At 22.2% G+C, this 18,872-nt stretch carries 14 protein-coding genes and 1 pseudogene; 6 read left to right on the forward strand and 9 right to left on the reverse strand.

Features of this window, described 5'->3' with window-relative positions:
- Positions 1 to 9: 9 nt before the first annotated feature.
- The 4 genes and pseudogenes from CWO85_RS02590 to CWO85_RS02605 all read right to left on the reverse strand — a co-directional run bounded on the left by CWO85_RS02590 (position 10) and on the right by CWO85_RS02605 (position 6,028).
- Complete coding sequence (locus CWO85_RS02590) at positions 10 to 1,281, reverse strand: restriction endonuclease subunit S (protein WP_121464087.1); 1,272 nt, start codon at positions 1,279 to 1,281, stop codon at positions 10 to 12.
- A 3-nt stretch (positions 1,282 to 1,284) separates the two neighbouring features.
- Positions 1,285 to 2,889, reverse strand: a complete 1,605-nt coding sequence (locus CWO85_RS02595) for a type I restriction-modification system subunit M (RefSeq protein WP_121464088.1) — start codon at positions 2,887 to 2,889, stop codon at positions 1,285 to 1,287.
- Entirely contained in the window at positions 2,886 to 4,088 is a 1,203-nt protein-coding gene (locus tag CWO85_RS03850) for a type I restriction endonuclease subunit R, EcoR124 family (protein WP_420885404.1), read from the reverse strand. Before CWO85_RS03850 ends, CWO85_RS02595 begins: the two co-directional genes overlap by 4 nt.
- Positions 4,089 to 4,090: 2 nt before the next feature.
- Positions 4,091 to 6,028, reverse strand: a pseudogene (locus tag CWO85_RS02605) (type I restriction endonuclease).
- Positions 6,029 to 7,367: 1,339 nt separating this feature from the next.
- Between CWO85_RS02605 and CWO85_RS02610 the strand changes: the two are divergent.
- The 3 genes from CWO85_RS02610 to CWO85_RS02620 all read left to right on the forward strand — a co-directional run bounded on the left by CWO85_RS02610 (position 7,368) and on the right by CWO85_RS02620 (position 9,568).
- On the forward strand, positions 7,368 to 7,685 hold the full coding sequence (locus CWO85_RS02610) for a hypothetical protein (RefSeq protein WP_121464091.1): 318 nt from the start codon (positions 7,368 to 7,370) through the stop codon (positions 7,683 to 7,685).
- A gap of 125 nt (positions 7,686 to 7,810) precedes the next feature.
- On the forward strand, positions 7,811 to 8,299 hold the full coding sequence (locus CWO85_RS02615; RefSeq protein ID WP_236628368.1) for a site-specific integrase: 489 nt from the start codon (positions 7,811 to 7,813) through the stop codon (positions 8,297 to 8,299).
- A 147-nt stretch (positions 8,300 to 8,446) separates the two neighbouring features.
- Positions 8,447 to 9,568, forward strand: a complete 1,122-nt coding sequence (locus CWO85_RS02620) for a restriction endonuclease subunit S (protein ID WP_121464093.1) — start codon at positions 8,447 to 8,449, stop codon at positions 9,566 to 9,568.
- Between the two features lie 622 nt (positions 9,569 to 10,190).
- Here CWO85_RS02620 and ftsH read toward each other — a convergent pair.
- The 5 genes from ftsH to CWO85_RS03645 all read right to left on the reverse strand — a co-directional run bounded on the left by ftsH (position 10,191) and on the right by CWO85_RS03645 (position 15,987).
- Positions 10,191 to 11,942, reverse strand: a complete 1,752-nt coding sequence (gene ftsH / locus CWO85_RS02625) for an ATP-dependent zinc metalloprotease FtsH (RefSeq protein WP_121464094.1) — start codon at positions 11,940 to 11,942, stop codon at positions 10,191 to 10,193.
- A gap of 58 nt (positions 11,943 to 12,000) precedes the next feature.
- Positions 12,001 to 13,785: an ABC transporter substrate-binding protein gene (locus CWO85_RS02630; protein WP_121464095.1), complete on the reverse strand. Its 1,785-nt coding sequence runs from the start codon at positions 13,783 to 13,785 to the stop codon at positions 12,001 to 12,003.
- Positions 13,786 to 14,204: 419 nt separating this feature from the next.
- Positions 14,205 to 14,426, reverse strand: coding sequence for a hypothetical protein (locus tag CWO85_RS02635; RefSeq protein WP_121464096.1), 222 nt, complete (start codon positions 14,424 to 14,426; stop codon positions 14,205 to 14,207).
- A gap of 66 nt (positions 14,427 to 14,492) precedes the next feature.
- Positions 14,493 to 14,774 (reverse strand): hypothetical protein, encoded by a 282-nt coding sequence (locus CWO85_RS02640; RefSeq protein WP_152031106.1) that lies wholly within the window; start codon positions 14,772 to 14,774, stop codon positions 14,493 to 14,495.
- Positions 14,775 to 15,456: 682 nt separating this feature from the next.
- Positions 15,457 to 15,987: a hypothetical protein gene (locus CWO85_RS03645; RefSeq protein ID WP_161554986.1), complete on the reverse strand. Its 531-nt coding sequence runs from the start codon at positions 15,985 to 15,987 to the stop codon at positions 15,457 to 15,459.
- Positions 15,988 to 16,820: 833 nt separating this feature from the next.
- Between CWO85_RS03645 and CWO85_RS02655 the strand changes: the two genes are divergently transcribed.
- From CWO85_RS02655 to CWO85_RS02670, 3 genes are all read left to right on the forward strand, one after another.
- Positions 16,821 to 17,216 (forward strand): hypothetical protein, encoded by a 396-nt coding sequence (locus tag CWO85_RS02655; protein WP_121464100.1) that lies wholly within the window; start codon positions 16,821 to 16,823, stop codon positions 17,214 to 17,216.
- Between the two features lie 75 nt (positions 17,217 to 17,291).
- A complete protein-coding gene (locus CWO85_RS02660; protein WP_121464101.1) occupies positions 17,292 to 17,753 on the forward strand; it encodes a hypothetical protein in 462 nt (153 codons plus the stop codon).
- A 407-nt stretch (positions 17,754 to 18,160) separates the two neighbouring features.
- On the forward strand, positions 18,161 to 18,847 hold the full coding sequence (locus tag CWO85_RS02670; protein ID WP_121464103.1) for a hypothetical protein: 687 nt from the start codon (positions 18,161 to 18,163) through the stop codon (positions 18,845 to 18,847).
- The last annotated feature ends 25 nt before the right edge of the window (positions 18,848 to 18,872 follow it).

Genomic DNA, 18,872 nt, shown 5'->3' on the forward strand with positions numbered 1-18,872 from the left:
TTTTTCAATTTAAATTAATAAATTATTTAAATAATATTGTTTTTGAAGTTGATAGTTTTGTAATAAATTCTTTTCTAAATTTTGTTTTTCATCTAATAAAGATAAGAAAGCAGTTATTTTTTGTTGTTGTTGTAAACTAGGATATTTTATTATTAAATTTTTTATTTTTTCAACTGGAATTTGTACTTGTCCTGTAGTACCGACAGCCATATCATGTAATTTCTTAAATCCTATATATTCAGAATTCATAAAATATAATAAATAACGAGAATTTATAATTGTTTTATTAGCGCGAATAATACAACCACATGAATTAATAATCGTTGAATATTTGAAAATGGAATGTCGGAAAAACCCAATACGACCAGCAGTACCCTTACCTTGTTTATTTAAAATAAGATCTTCTTCTTGTAATAATTTATCGTAAGATATTTTGATATCTTCAGTTGAATAATATCTTATTTTAAGATTAAATTCGTCTAATCCTCTTATTTGGCCAGATTTAAGACATTCAAATTTTATTTGATTAATTTTTTTAAAATTATTCGTATCACAAGAATAAAATTTATTTTTTGGATTTGTACCAAAAATAATAAACGCAATTTCTTTTAAATAAGATTGTTCTTCCCATTCTTTTTCAAACTCTGGAAATCTTAATTGTCTTTCCATTAATTGATTTAAATAATATTTTTGGCGTAATTCTATATCCTTAATAATTTCACTTTGTATTTTAATTCTTTCATCTAATAAAATTAAGAAAGAAGCTATTTTGTTTTGTTCTGAAAGAGAAGGGATATAAAATTTTAATTTTAAAAATTTTTGCATATCCGTGACAACTCTGCCACTCGAAGTTCCTTTTTTAATTATTAATTTAAATATTTCATTATTTTTTCGTGAACGAATAGCAAAAAATAAAAATAAAACAGAAATAAAAGAATAATTAATTAAATAAACTTTATAAGAAGGGGAAACTAATACTTTTCCTAAATCAAGGTTAATACAAATGGTGCCTCTATCCAAATTTTGTGGGCAAACAACTAAATTATTAGAACCTACAATTTTATAACCAATATCATTTTTACTAGCTATTTTTTTCAAAAAACGTTCTTCTTGTAATATTAAACCTTTTTTAGCGGATACACTGGCTATTTTATATTGATTTAAAACAGTACTTTTTTCTTTTCTTTCTTTAAGAAATTTATTTAATGATTGTTCTTCCCATTCTTTTTCAAACTCTCGAAATCTCAAAGGGGGACACTTAAGGAATTGTTTATCAGGCATATTTTATTTTTCTCTTAATTCTTTTAAATAATTATTTATTTCTTTTTCTATTGCTTTTTTTTGATTTTCTAAGGTAATAATATTTTTCTCTATTTCGACGATATCAATATTTTCTTCTTTTGTTTCGGAGGTAATATAATGATTAATAGACAAATCATAATTATTCTGTTTGATTTCTTCTATAGAAGCGACATAAGAAAGGCTATTTATTTTTTTTCGATCTAAATAAAGTTTTAAAATATTTTGAATATTATTTTCGCTTAAAGTATTTTGTTTTCCAGGACTATATTCTTGTGAAGCATCAATAAATAAGACATTATTGTCTTTTTTACATTTTCTAATAATTAAAATACAAGTTGCGATACTCGTACCATAAAAAATTTTTTCTGGTAAACCAATAACAGCGTCTATATATCCTTTTTCTAAAATATGTTTCCTAATTAAACCTTCTGCATTCTCTCTAAATAAAATTCCATGTGGTAAAACGACCGCGCAAACCCCTTCGTCTTTTAAACAATAAATCATATGTTGAACAAAAGCCCAATCCGCTTTATTTTTAGGCGCTAATCCTCCGTAACCTGAAAAACGTTCGTCTGTTTGAAAAAGAACACTTTGATTAACAGAGTCTTGACGCCACGTTTGGCTATAAGGAGGATTAGCGACAATAATTGAAAAACCGCCTTCTTTTTCTACAATTTCACGATGAGGATGTTCTTCAGATTGAAAAAAATTAGTCAAAGTATTTCCAAGATATAATTTGATTTCAAAATAATCAATAGCATGCATTAACATATTCATTCGAGCTAAATTATAAGTAGTATCGTTTAGCTCTTGACCACAAATGATAATAGAATTTTTGGCATTTTTAACAATATTATTTTTACTTTTGATTTTTCGAACCACTTGTAACAACAAAGATCCGCTCCCGCAAGTAGGATCATAAATTTTTAAATTACTTGTTGAAGGATTGAGAACTTGATTTGAAGTTACCATTTCAGCCATTAAAGCAGACACAGCTATTGGAGTAAAAAATTCTCCCGCTTTTTTACCTGCTGAAGCCGCAAATTCTCCAATTAAATATTCATAAATATCTCCTAAATAATCACTACAAAAACTTTCATAAGGACACAAATTATCAATTTTTCTCATTAAATTACTTAATAAATCATTTTTATCTGAAGTTGTTTTACCAATTTTATTATTATCTAAATCAATAATAGAGAATAAATTATTAAAAACATCACGATAATTAGTATTTTTAGAAGTTTCTTCAATAGAAGCAAAAGCATTCATTAATAGTTTATAATTAAAATCTTCTTTTTTATTTTGAATGAGGTAGATGAAATGAGACCACAACTCTTCTGGTTTAAGATAAAAACTTAATTTTTCTTTTAATAATTTTTGACAGTCCGAATCTTGATATTCTTTTTCATAATCTTCTATTTCTTCTTCTTTTAAATATTTTTCTAATTTTTCTGATAAAAAACGAAAACATAAAAGTCCTAAAATATAGTCTTTAAATTCAAAAGCGTCCATGTTACCGCGTAAATTACAAGCCATTTTCCATAAAGAAGTTTTTAAATTAATTAATTTATTTGTTTCATTCATAAACGGTTAATTTTCCTTTCAGAGTAATATTTTTTAATAAAATGTTTTATAAAATCATAAATTAAATCTTTTAATTTCATTTTTAATTTATATTTTGGGATATTTAGCAATTGAAGATTATTTTTTCGATAAGCATCTATCGTTTTATTACCTAAAATTTTATGAATATAACGCCTAATAGAACTCTCGTCTGCGCCAAATTGTTGGTATTCGATAATGTCTTTTAATTCTTCTAATGGTAAACCTAATTCATTCGCTTTTTCTTTTAATTCCGATTCTTGAGTTTTTTCGATAAAGTTATAATAATGTTTAATTAATTTATTATTTGATTCTTGTTTTATAGATTGAAAATAATCAAAAAAAGAATCAGAACTAAAATATTTTTGTAATAATTTTTTCTGATTAGACGTGAAATTGCATAATGATATCTGTTCTTCTATTTTAAAGAGAATTTGGGATTTATCGTTAACATCTTTTTTATACGACGATTCGGAAAGTTTAAGTGTATCACGAAGTTTAAATACATTATTAAATAAATTATATAAATTATCTAAATTATCTAAATAATCTAAATCTATAATAAATTCTCTTTCTTTCTCTTCTTCTTCTAATTGGTCTCTTTTTTGTTGATAAAGTTTTAATTCTTCCTCTGACAAAGAAAATTCATTTATATTAAAACTTGGTTTAGGACGCATTATTTCAAGTTGATTATCGATAACATTAACAAGCTTGATAAATATATCTTTGTTTTCATTTTTTAAATCATAAACATCTTCCGGCTTAGGAGTTATTTGACGTAAATCTTCAATAAATTTTCGAAATTTTTCTTTTTTTTCTTCAAAGGTTGTTGATGAGGATGTATTTATTTTTTGATGTTTTCCGTCTTTGATTTTTCTATATTTACTTTGATAATTAAAAAAATCTTCTTCGTTGATATGAAAATTATTATTCTTGACATCTTTATTAAATTCTGGTTGATATGTTTTTAAATTTTTTCTTTTTTTCTTTAAATCATTAAATTTTTTTAAATATTCATTTTCTTTTTTTGAATAACCGATAATTTCTTGATTTACCGTTTGAGGATCAGGAGCGAATTGGCGAAAATCTTCACTTGTTCGATTATATTCTTCTTTTGCTTCAGTATAACTTTTCTTAACGATAATGTTATCTTTATCATTATGGCCATTGGAAGCGAATATTTTTAAAGAATCATCAACATCTTCTTTAGTAGTTTGAAAACAATAAATATTACCATATGGTTTAAATCTATCATTGTCTTTACGAATAGTACGAGAAAAAGCTTGAAATAATTCATGTTTTTGTAAAGGACGATCTACATATAAAGCGTTTAATAAAGGAGAATCAAATCCTGTTAAAAACATACGTACTACAATTAAGATATTAATTTTGTTTTCTTTCATATCTTTTAAAATAATTTGATGATAATTTTTGATATCAGAACTAGGATCGTATTCTTTAATGATTTTGTCTAATTGTTTTTCTGAAATAGATTGTTCTTGATTTGAATTTTCTTTTAAATCAATATTATTGCTAAAAATGGCTGCTATTTTGAAGGAATGAAGATTCGGATCTTCTTTTAATTTTTTTTGAAAAAGTTCATAATATTTTAATAAATGTTTTATATCTTGAGCTATTAATATAGCGTTATATTTGCGGTTTTGTGAAATGTCATTATGATTATCTAAAATATATTGAACTTTAGAATCTAGGTCTTTGTATTTTTTTGGTAAATAACGGATACAAAAAGGTAAAATACATTTACAATTGGTTGTTTCTTTTAAAGCGTTATACATAGTATAACTATGTTTATAATCACCACCAAAAAGTTCTTCTGTACTTTTTTCATTTTTGAGGATATGATCTTTAAATAAAGGAGTTCCTGTAAAGCCAAAAAAACGAGCTTCAGGAAAAGTATTTTTCAAAGTATTATGCATGGAACCAGATTGGGTGCGATGACATTCGTCGATAATAAAAAAAATGTTTTTTTGACGCCATTTTTCTAAAAGTTTTCTATTTTGAGACATTTGAGTTAATTTATACATTTTATGAATCAAAGTAGCAACAATTTTATTAGAAGGTTCTTGAAAATATTGAATTAAAGCTTTTGTAGTTTCAATTTTTTGTATTGACTTTTCGTTAAAACTATAAAATTCTTGGAAAGTTTGGAAATCTAATTCTTTTCGATCAGTTAAAAAAAGACTTGTGCATTTGTTGTTGATTGTAGAATATCACATAAAGCGAAAGAAGTAAAAGTTTTTCCAGAACCGGTAGTATGCCAAATATAACCATTATTTCCTGTGTCTTCGGCTAATTTTAATAACGTTTCTGTAGCATGTATTTGGTGAGGACGCATGATTAATAAACTTTTTTTGTCTTCATGTGAAAAAATATAACGAGCGATAATTTGAGCTAAACGACAAGGTTTTAAAAAATCATCAATAAAAACAATAAGATTATTCATATATTGATAATCAAAATTAGTCCATTGAAAACGATATCTATTTAATAAATTAGATTTTTCTTGAGGTTGATTGGCGAAATATTCAGTTTCATTTCCGTCAGAAATAATTAAAATTTCAATATAACGAAACAAACTTTGAAAATTCGAAGAATAATCTTTAATTTGATTAAAAGCTTCTTTTAGACCTTGCCATTGTTTTTTTAATTCTATTAAGACTAAAGGTAAACCATTAATAAATAAAACTAAATCATAACGAGCGTTGTTTTGATTATTTTGAAGGTCTTCCATGACTACTTGGCGTGCTACTTGAAAAAGATTTTTACACCAATCTTTTTTATTAAATAATTCTAATAAAAAACCTTTTTTAGAATCACGCATTTTGACATTATGTTTTTCTCGAAGCGGCTCAAAAGTGTCTAAAACATTTTTTATTTTGTTATCATTAAAAAGAATATATTCTAAATCATCAAACCAATTTTTATGTAATTGATTGATATTAGTAAAATTTGAATCGATTTGATTATCTAAATTATATTTTAAAAATTGGTTTTGAAAATTCTTTGTTAAATCTTCTCGATTTTTAATTATAACTTCTTCATAACCTAAAGATATCAATTTTTGAAAAGCTTTATCTTCTAATTTTTTTTCGTATAACATTGAGATATCCTCTTTTTTAAATTTTTTTATTATTAAATTATTTTTAAGTTTATTATTATTTTTTTAATTTATAGTAATTGTTTTCAAATAAAATATTCCATTATTATTCAAATAAATTTCTTCCCGTAAATTGATAAAAAAAATACTTATAAAAATCATAATATATAATGATAATTTGTTTACCACATTTACATTTAAAATCTTTTGAATCAATTTATTTATAATATACAATTATAAAACAAAAAAAACAAAAAACAATTTTAACGTTTATTCGGAAATTTTTGAAATATTATTGAAATAAAGATAACTAAATAATATTCTTATTTTATCTCGATTTTTATTTTTTGAAAATACATGTATATTTGACAAAATAAGATATATTTTATAATTATGGCAATGACCCAAAATAAAAGTCTTTTTTTATTTCAGTCAAAAAAAGAAAAAACATCTTATAATATGAAACATGATCCAAAAGTCTAAAATTAATATTGTGAAAAAAATAATCAAAATTCTTTTTTTAATTTAGATAATTCAAATAAAATAAGATCTTAAGAAAATGAAATGCTTATTCAATTTAAATTATTTTTTTCTTAATATAATTAAGATATTTAAAATAAAAAGTATCTTTTCCATTATTGAAATCATTTTATTTTTTATGATATTTTTTTGATTATTAATTGAGGATTTCGAGTTTACAAAAAAAAGTTAAACTCATATTATAAAATATTTATAAACAAAGCTTCATTAGGGCAACTTTAACATAAAAAAAATATTTTTTTAATTAATGATAAAATAATATTTATATTAAAAAAAATAAATTTAGATTATTATTGTAACTTTATTCGTCAATACAATTGAAAATAAAATGATTCCAAGAATGATGAAAATTATAAAAATATTTTTTTACAAACAAATGCTCTTATTTATTCTTTGATTTTTGGAGAAAGTTAAAAAAATAAATTCTGGTTTGAGAATAACAATATCCGTCCTTAATAAGACGTATAAACTGTTAATTAAAAAACCCGAATATTTTTATTTAATATAAAAAAACAAGCTAATTTTCAAAAAGAGAAAGGTTTAACGAGAAATAAAGTTGGTTAAAGAAAGAAGAAAAGATATGCAAGTTAATTAAAAAAATAGTTTGTAATCGAATTATGATGGGTTTCTCTTTTTTGATGTACAAACTTAATTTCTTTTATAAATAAAAAAAATTAAAATTAAGTTGTTTTTTTGTAGAAAAAATGTGTTTTTTTATTGACATTACCAACCATAATCATCGTCAAATGAAATATAAGTCTAAAAAAATAATAACTAAATTATAACAAAAGGAGTTAAAAAAATGAATTCTTATCCCTTGTCTTTCCAAGAAGTTGTTCCACTTTTTTTAAAAGAAAAAGCTTTATATATTAAAAAATCTTCCGTTTCAATTTATTATTTCAATATTAAAAAACATTTTATCCCTGTTTTTGGTAATTCTTATCATCTTACAGAACAAGAAGTGCAAAATTTTATTTTATTAAAACATCAGAAGGGTTTAAAAAATAAAACATTGAAAGGATCTCATTGTTCTTTTAAAAATGATTTTAAAATTTGCACAAAAAAATTATCATTGGCCATTAATAGAATTTCAATTACATTTTCCTCTTTCTTCTTATAAAACGCGTATTAAAGTTTTACCACGTAAAGACCAAAGAAAATTAATGACTTATTTAAAAAAAAAATTTTACTTTTCAAAATTTAGGACTTTTAATTGTTTTATCTTCAGGAATAAGAATTGGGGAAATTTGTGCTTTAAAATGGAAAGATATTGATTTTAAACGAAAACTTTTTTGTATTTCAAAAACACTTCAAAGATCAATGATTGTTAACCCGCAAAAAGCAAAAACAGAATTAATTTTAAATGAAGCAAAAACCCCTCAATCTCATCGTGAAATCCCTTTATCATCTTTTTTGTTTCATTTATTAACACCTTTAAAAAAAAATTTATGTTCTACTTTTTTTATTCTTTCAAATAATAAAAAGCCAATTGAACCACGTGTATTTCGTAAATATTACGAAAGACTTTTAAAAAAATTAAAAATTCCATTTATTAATTTCCATGGTTTAAGACATAGTTTCGCAACTCGTTTAGTAGAAACTAAAATTGATTATAAAACAATTAGTTCTTTATTAGGGCATCGCGATATCAAAACTACCTTAAATTTATATGTTCATCCGAATTATGAAACTAAAAAAAAATCTTTAGAAAAAATGTTACAAACTTTAATTTAATACATTTTTTTATCTCATATACATTATTTTTATTAACTTAAACTAAATATTAATATGAACGTAGTTATTTTAAAATATTTATAACTTGGAAAAGAATTAAGAGAAAAATAAAATATTCCTGATAAACAATTCCTTAAGTGTCCCCATTTGAGATTTCCAGAGTTTGAAAAAGAATGGGAAGAACAATCTTATTTAAAAGAAGTTACATTAAAAGAGTTAGTTGAAATAAAAACAGGTGAACAGTTAAATCGTACTAAATTTCAAACTCATGGGAAATATTATGTCATGAATGGCGGTAATAAACCATCTGGTTATTATTCTCAATTTAATACTCCCATGAATACAATTACCATTAGTCAAGGAGGTAATTGTGGTTATGTTCACTATCATCAAGTTCCTTTTTGGTGTGGCGCTCATGCTTTTAAATTAATTAAATGTCTTCAAAAGATAAATTATAGTTATTTATTTCATTATTTAAAAAAAAATGAATTTTGTTTAAAAAAATTAGGTTATGGAACAGGATTAAAAAATATTTCTAAAAAATCTTTAGAAAGTTTTTCTATTCTGTATCCATTATCCCTTCAAGAACAAAACAAAATAGCTTCTTTTCTTTCTTTATTAGATGAAAGAATTAAAATACAAAGTGAAATTATTAAGGATATAGAATTACACCAAAAATATTATTTAAATCAATTAATAGAAAGACAATTAAGATTTCCAGAGTTTGAAAAAAAAGAATATCATTGTTATAAATTAAAAGAGTTAGTTGAAATAAAAAGAGGAAAACGTCTTCTTAAAAAACAATTATCAACACAATTGAATGAAATAAATCAATATCCAGTTATTAGTGGTGGTCAAAAACCCTTGGGATTTTATCATCAATATAATGCTGGTAAAAATACTATTACTATTATTTGTTTCGGTAGTATTGGTTATGTTTTTTATCATAATAGACCTTTTTGGTGTAGTGATAGTTCTTTTTTAATTAATATAAAAAATGAATTAAAATCCAAAAATAATACATTATTTCTTTTTTATTATTTAAAAAAATTAGAAAATCAAATTAAAAATTATAAAATAGGAACAGCAAATCCAGGTTTACAAACAAATTTTAGTGAAAAAATATTATTATATTTGCCTTCTCTCTCAGAACAAAACAAAATAGCTTCTTTTCTTTCTTTATTAGATGAAAAACAAAATTTAGAAAAGGATTTATTACAAAACTATCGATTTCGAAAAAAATATTATTTAAATCATTTATTAATTTAAATTAAAAAAATAACTAAAAGAAAACATTTCATATAAAGAAAAATCCTATATGTTTTTTTAAAAAAACATATAGGATAAGAAAAAAATAAAGAGTTTTTTATTTTTTTTCTTTAACTCGAAAAAACGAAATAATTAAAATAAAAACTAAAAATAAAACTCAAAAAACTAAAATTTGAGTTTTATTTTTTTATTGTCCAAACTTAGAAACAAAGGAGACCTAAAATTAAAAATAAATTAACAAACGCAAACATAAAAAACTTTATTTTAGAATACTGGCGAAAATTTTTAAATATACTTTTAGTTTTTAAAATTAGATTATATAAACATTAACAATAATTTTAATATTGATAAAATATATTTTGTATTTATTAAATGTTTGTTTTATAAAAAAACACTAAATTCAAAAGTTAAGGTTTTTTTATTTAAATATAAATATTAAATTATTTTTTTGTTTTAAAAATAAATTTTATAGATTGGGCAAAAATTTAATTAAATTTAAATTTATATTTTTCAAAAAAACTTTTTATTTTTTATATTCTATCAAAAAAATAAAAAATTTAAATTATATTCGAATGAATAATAAAATTTTCAAAAAATTACTAAATAAATTTAATTAAATATTTTAAACAATTGTTAATTTATCTATTTCTTCTTTATTAATAGTTTCTTTTTCTAATAATAAATTAGTTATTTTATCTAATAAAGATTTATTTTCTTTAATAATTTTTCGGCATTCTTGATAACATTCGTCTACTATTTTTTTAATTTCTATATCAATCGTTTTTTTATCAGAAAAATCAGAATCTTGAGAAACACCTAAATCACTCATTCCATATTTAGTCACCATCAAACTAGATATTTTAGTAGCTTGTTTAAAATCCTCACAAGCTCCATTAGAAACATCGTCAAAAACTAATTCTTCAGCTACTCTACCGCCTAAATAAGAAACGATATTTGCTAACATTCTTTTTTTAGAAGAAAAGAAGGTTTCTTTTTCAGGTAACATTAAGTTATAACCGCCTGCTGAACCTCTTGGAATGATAGTTATTTTTTGAACTTTTTGAGCATGTTCTAATTTTAAACCAATGACTGCGTGTCCCGCTTCATGGTAAGCGACCATTTTTCTTTCTTCTTCAGTATATTTAATGGATTTTTTAGCTGGACCCATAAGTACTCTATCAATCGCTTCTTCTAGTTCTTCCATTGTAATCATTTCTTTTTGATTTCTGACTGTTAAAATAGAAGCTTCATTTAAAACAGCTTCTAATTGAGCTCCACTCATATAAGGGGTTTGTTTCGCTAATTGATGAAAATTAATCTCTGGAGCAACTTTTTTATTACGAGCATGTAATTTTAAAATAGATTCTCGCGATTTTACATCAGGTAAACCTACTTTAAAGATTCGATCGAATCTTCCTGGTCTTAACAAAGCCGCATCTAACATATCAGCTCTATTAGTAGCTCCAATAATAATGATTCCTTGATATTGCGAGAACCCATCCATTTCAGTTAATAATTGGTTGAGGGTTTGATTTGTTTCTTGAGGCCCTCCTGAAAAACCACTTCTTTTGCCGCCTAAAACATCTATTTCATCAATAAAGAGCACACAAGGAGCGTTATTCTTAGCTTCTTTAAATAATTTTCTGACACGAGAAGCGCCAACGCCGACAAACATTTCAACAAATTCAGAACCAGATACTGCATAAAAAGGAACTCCCACTTCTCCAGCTAAAGCTTTCGCTAATAAGGTTTTTCCTGTTCCAGGAGGACCTTCTAATAAAATACCTTTAGGTATTTTAGCTCCTACAGCAACATATTTTTGAGGTCTTTTTAAGAAATCAATTAATTCTTTCATTTCCTCTTTTTCTTCTTCATTACCAGCAACATCTTTAAATGTGAATCTAGATTTTTGTTTCGAAGATATAAGAGGGTTAGAATTAAGTTTGTTTGATGTTTTTTTGATATTGTTAATAATATAGAAAATAAAAACACTAGAAGAAAAAATAGGAATAATATCAAATAAAAATCTTAAAAAATTGAAATTATAAAAATAAACAGGTTCGAATTTAATTGAAGGCCTTTCTATTAAAAGACTTATCATCCCTGAATAAAAAGTAAAATCCATTTTAGTCCAAAAAATTTCTTTATTTCTTGTATAAGCTCTTATTTTGATTCTATTTTGATTTAATAATTTATTTCCAGGTTCTTCATGAGTAATCTTTTCAATATTAGAATTTTTAATCATTTGAATAATTTGATTATTTTCGACTTTAGTTCCTTTAGTAAAAAAATCATCAATTAATTCCTTTGCAATAAAGATACTTAAAAGAATCAAAAATAAATAAATCATTAATTTTGTTTTATTTATATTCATAATAATTTTTTGTCTTTTCTTAGAAAAATATTAAAATTTTTAAAATTAATTATGCGTTTTAAGTTCTTGTAATAAGAATTTTTTGTGGTTTAATCAACAAAGGAATGTTGATTAATTCTTGATAGCATTTTTTTTCTAATTCATTAAAAATATTTAATAATTCTTTTTTATAATTGTATTTTTGTTTTAAATTTAAAATTTTGTGTTCTAATTGTTCTATCGTTAATTCATTATTTACACTTTTATCTATTTTTTGCATTGTTTTAATAATTTTTTCGCTACATTTGTCTTTTTTATTTAAAGAAGTGAAAAAAGGTAAATTTGCTATATTATATTTTAAATCATCAACTACAATAATGTTATTATTTTTTGGTAATGATTGTTGCATTGGACTTATTTGTGAATCTTTCAATTCTATTGATATTTTGTCTCCGAAAGCATTTTTTAATTGTTCTTGTAATAATTGAGCTATTTGTTTATAATCATTAACATTTGATTGATTTGGCGAAATAATATTTAATTCAATCTTATTTAAATTTGCAGAATTAAGCGCTTGTTGAAAAAAATTTTTCGCTTTTTCAAGATTATATGTATAACTTTCAACATTATTTTCAACATTTTTCGGAATATTATTCATTATAACATCAGGATGACCAGGTAAAAATAATTTATCTGGTAAAAAAGAAATTGCTTTTTTTTCATAAACAATTGTTTTATCATCATTACATTTGCTTAAATCATAAAATAATTTATCTCTATCGATTGCAAAAAATAAAGCTTTTCTAAAATTTATATTTTTGGAAATATTTTTTTGCGGATCGTTTTCTCCATAATTTAAATAAAGAGCTGTCATACGAAGAAAATCACTAGTATTTTTCAATTCATTTATGTAGTGAATTTGATAATCTTTATTTTGATATTTTTTTAATTTTCCTATTGTATTTGGGGTATCTAACGATAATTCTGTTATTTTTTCTGTATCAAATAATTGTTCTAAATTTTTTTGATTTTCACATATATAAATTTGCAATTTATTATTACTATCATTAATTTTAGAAAATGTATATAGTTGATTATCGACAAAATCATCTATTTTATAAGGTCCGTATGAAATAAAATAATTTTCTTTTGTACCATAAGAAGAAATGCTTAAATTATCACTCAAAGAATTTTTATATTCAGTAATTGGAACTAAAATAAGATTTTCATTTAATAAATTTATAATGTTTTTTAATGTTTTATTTTTTTGAAAAGAAATTTTAAATTTATTTTCATTATGGCAAGTTTTATCTTCAATCGTTAAATCTTGAAATTTACTATTTTTTTTTAATTGTTCTAAACTAAATAATATATGTTTTATAGTAATTAATTCATTATTTATGAATTTCATATTTTTATTTAAAGTAAAAGTGAATTCTGGACTCTCAAAAGAGTCTAAATTTTTTTCATTAATATTATATGTTTGTGCATCTTTTCCTATTACTTCAAGTTTGCACAATCCTTCAGTAATTTTTTGATTATTTTCATAATCAAAGTTAAAGTAGGGTGTTGTAAGATATTTAAAAATTTCTTTTTTTAATGCTTTACTAGAATTTATGTCGAAAGGGTTTAAATTTATATATTGATGTTGTATTGAATTATCTTTAACAACACCTTTTTTAATTATTTTACCATTATTTTCTTTTTCTGAATTATTTTGTATTGTGTCCGGGGCTGATTTTTGGGGACAATATCTTCTATTAATTATTTTTAGTCCTACAAAAACCAATATAACTATAGTAATTACAACGAAAACAATGATTAATATTTTTTTATTTTTGTTATAAAATTCTTTAAAATTCATTAATTAATTTTTTATCCTTTCTTTTTTTATTTGCTATTAATTAATACTAGTTATGCTTATTAAAGTTTAATTAATATTAAATATAATTATAAACAAAAAAAAAAAAAAACAATTTCAATGTTCAATTTTTTTATAAGGTATCGAATTAATTTTTATAATGATAAAATAATCTTTTTTTATAAAAAATATCTTTACCTATAATAATTAAAATTATTAGAATTGAAAGCTATTTATTTATATTTTTGTTTTGTAGCAGAAAGATATATTAATAATAATCCAAAATAACATGATTTAATTTCTATTACACTTTCTCTAAAATTACTTATTTTTAAAACCTTTTTTCGCTAAAAACAAAAAAGATTATTTTGTTTTAATTATTCTTTTTAGTATTAAAAATGCATTTATTTACAAATTTAAACTCATTTTTTATTTATATCTAATGAAAAAATATTTTTCATTAATGTTTGAATTTCTATTTTTTTGTTGATAATTTCTGAATGATAATTTTTAATTTTCTTTTTGTTATTTTGAAAAGTACTTAAGCTAATTTTTTCTTTTTTGGTTTTCATAAAAATTATTGTTAAAATTAAAACTCCTATAACGCTTATGAAAATTGTATTTATTAATTGTTGTTCTATCATAATTTTTTGATCTTTCTTTTTGTTTTTAAAATGATTTATTTTTTAAAACTCCTATTTTTTTATATATCACCATTTTTTAAGAGATGATAAAAATTTTTGTTCCTTTTGGATTTTTTTGTAAATATCTAAAAATATTTTTTGATTTAAGAATAATTTTTTTGTTTTCATATTAAACCTATAATCATATTTATCCATTTTGTCTGTAAATTCAATTTCAAAAGGTAAATTTTCTTTTGATTTTTTTATTTTTTCTAAAAGTTCCCAACATTCATAAACGGAATTATAACTTAAATAAAATGTATTCTTTTCAAAATTAAAATTATTATTATCTTGTTTATGTAATCTCATTTTAAAAATGGAACATGTTTTTAAGATTTTAAAATATTCTTTTAATATATAAATTTTTGTGTTGTCATTTATCAATTTATTTTTTGTTTTTCTACTCCTTTGTTTCTGAGTTTGGACAATAAAAAAAATCAAACTCAATTTTAGTTTTTAAGTTTGATTTTATGGTGTTATTTTGATTATTTTGTTTATTTTGGGCTTATTGGTTTATAAAACAAAATTTATGTTAAAAAATATAAATCATAATATCCAAATATTTTTTTAAAAAATACAATATTAAAACTTATAAATTTAATTTTAACTGAATTTGTTTTTAATATTTAAAAAATAAAAATTCTATTTAAAGTTTACATTTAAATCTAATTTTTTAGGTTTTTCGGGTGGTTTTGTAATATTATAATAATGATTAGTCAAAAATTGTTTAGAAAGTTCAATTTTCGAGTCATCCATCATATATGTTATTAGATTAGATGATTGATATTGTAAACGACATTCATTACCTTCTTCATCATAAACGATGATTTGTCTTTTGGTATTATGTTTTTTGAACTAATTTTTTTTTTTTTTTCCGATTTTACTTTGTATGTATGAAATTGATGGACCAGGTTTACCCTTTTGAATGAGACATTGATCCATCCATTCAATCATTTTATCGCTATATTGTCTACACAAATTTTCTTTATATTCAATATTTGTACAAATAATATGATAAATTTTCTCTTCGGTTTCGAAGATGTTTGTTAATGAAGATGTTTGTTAATTCAAATTTAGTCAAATATAATTCAATTTTATGAGATTTAATGTCTAATTTCTTTGAAATTTTATTTTCTTCATATTTCCCATCATTATTTAATTGATTTTTTCTTTTATATTCGTTAATAACTTCACGAAGGTCAAGATTATCAGTTGATAAATTAATTATTTTGGTGTCTTTTTTTGGAAAGCCTTCTATTTTTATTTCGATTGGTTTTTCGTTACTCAATTTTTGATTTTTTGGTTCGCATTTGAAGATTGTTTCATCTTCTTTTTTTTCTTCATTATTTTCTTTTGTTTTATCTTCGTTATCTTTTTCAGATTTGAATTCTAAATCAGAAGGAGATGACGGTTCTATATTTTCTTTAGTATTATTTGTATATTTATAAAACCAAATTATAGCGGCTATTGCAAAAAAAGGGATGATAAATAGTACTATTTTTTTGAAACAATTATTACTCATAAATTATATTTTCTTTTTAATAATAATAAATAAAAATTTAATATTTGAACTAAATATTTTTTTATTATATAATTTTATAATTTTTTTCTTATTTTATATAGTAATTTTAAATGAAAAAAAAAAAAAAAATTATATATACTTTTTAATTTAATTTTAGGCGATAATTTTCATTATTTCGTTTGTTTTGGGCTCTCCCAGACAATAAAAAAATCAAACTCAATTTTTAGTTTTTGAGTTTGATTTTATGGGGTTATTTTGATTATTTCGTTTATATTGGGGCTGAAGCCAAATAGATGATTTACAAACTTAATTAGCAACAAAAAAACCGAACATATTCAAAAAGTTGAACTTTTATTAAAATTTTCATGGTTTTGTATTTATATGTTTTTAATGCAAGAGACGTTTTGAATTTTTTATGGTTAATAATTTTTAACTTTGCCGTTATTATAGATAAAATAGATATGTTTGAAAAATTAAACAATCCAAATTAAAAAAAGAGAAACAATAATAATTCATATAGATATTAAAAAAATAACTCCTAAAAAAGAATTAGAAATATAAAAGTAAATAACGAAATTACAATAACACTAAATAAGTTAACATGATTTCAAATACCTAAAAATTAAAGATTTTTATTTTAACTTAATTCATGCTTATCATAAAAACCAAACTTAATTTTAATAATTAAGTTTGGTTTTTTTATTGACAGCACATAAAAATTGTTTTTTTTTTTTTTTGGTATACATATATTGTAGTAATTTTTGTTTTTTTAATTACTAATTACCATTAGTATAATAAAAAAATATTGATACTAAAGAAAGGAAATTTAAATTATGGATGAAAATACCGTTATCAAATCTAGTCCTAAACAAAATTCATTAGTGAAAAAACAACTGAATAATCAAAATCATGCTTTTTTTTCACCTATATTAAAATTATTATTATTAAATTTTTTTATTAGTCCATTATTGTTTTTATTAGTGACTTTTTTATGTCATGAAACTATCAATATTTTCTTATCTGCAGACATTATTAAAAATAATGTGATGGCTTCTCCTTTTTACGATCTCTTATTTAAACAAATTTCTTATGTTAGTGACTTTTCGTTATCTAATAACTATATCTTATTTTATAGATGGCTATTTGTAGGATATATGATTTTTGTTGTTTTCTATAATATCGAAGTTTGTGGTCATATCTCTAAATTATCAAAAGAATCTCAAAATTAATTTTTTAATATTACAATCAAAAAATAAAGAAAACTATGTTTAAAAAAATAAAAGAACGTATAAGAGATTAAAAAAATGGAAATACAAAATGTATATTTTGACAGTGACACGAAAATGGAAACAGTCAAAGAATATTTGAAAGATGAATATCAAAAAACAATAAACATTTATTTTATGGGGTATAATTCAGAAAATATTTTTACAGATGGTAAGCACATGACTAAACACCGTTTTCTTCAAATAGATAAAAAGAGTGATAACAATTATACACTCATGGGAGTTTATTTTGAAGGAATAAAAGACCCTATAAGACCGATAAACGAAAATGAAAATCTCACATTAGAAAAACTTAAAAACACAGCGAGTCATTTGGCGAATCCGCCAGAAAAAATGATTATATTTTGGAGAACAAAAAACACTTATAAACAAGTACGTAAAGCCATTTATACTCATGGAGTATTCGCGATATTTCTTGTTTGTTTTTTTAGCACGCTAATAAAATATATATTTAAATTTTGGTTCGGTTCCTTAAATTAAAAAAACGCTTAGGTTATATAAAAAAATAAAAGGCAAATAAGATATCATGGAAACATCAAAAACAATAAAAATAATAACTTATTGTATTACAAGTTTAAGTTTGGTATTAGTTAGCTTTTATTTTATTTATGCACGGCATAATTCAAAAAAAATAAATAATTTAATAACGAATTTAAATATTCAAAATACAAATTTAAATATTCAAAATGAATATTTAAAAAAAATTCTTAAAACAATAAATAAAATTAATAAAAAAATAAAAATTTTTTATTAATTAAAAAAACAAAAATAAAAAGGAAGAATGATATATCATCGAATTATCAATAAAAAAAATTAGAATATGGGCGTGTATCGCTACTAATATTATTATCGGGGTAATTATTTTTAGTATTTGTTATACATGTAATATGAACACTAAAGCTAAAGATTTAGAAAAAGCTGTCAATTCATTAAATGAAAATGTAAAAAAAGGCGGACCAAAACAAATTATTGAAAAAATAAATTTATCAAATGAAAGTGTAAAAAAACCAAGTGACAAAAAAGAAAATCAAGATGAAACAGCAACAAAATCAGATGAAGATTTAAGCGCAAAAATAACAAAATTAATTAAAACAGTAGAAGGCCAAGGCACAACATTAACTAATTTAAATACAACAGTAAACAACCAAGCATCAACATTAAATACATTAAATGCAACAGCAAACGAACAAGGTTCACAAATCAGTTCATTAACTACAAATATAAATAAACAAAACACAACATTTAATGGCGTTATAGAAAAAATAAATGAAAATATAGAAACAGAAAATCAAAATATAAACAACCAAATCAAAAAATTAAATGAAATAGAATCAACAGTGCAAGGTCAAACAACAAAATTAAATACAATAGATGCAATAAATAAAACAGTAAGTAATCAAATAACAAAATTAAATGAAATAGATTTAACAGTAAAAGGGCAAACAACCAAATTAAATGAAATAGATGGAACAGTTAAAGGGCAAGATACAAAAATCGGTTCATTTGGATTTCATTATAAAAAGTATAAAAGACAATATGGAAATAGAAGCATGGAAATAGAAGCATGGAAATAGAAGCATGGAAATAGAAGCATGGAAA

This window comes from Candidatus Phytoplasma ziziphi, assembly GCF_003640545.1.
GTDB classification, from domain to species: Bacteria; Bacillota_I; Bacilli_A; order Acholeplasmatales; family Acholeplasmataceae; genus Phytoplasma; species Phytoplasma ziziphi.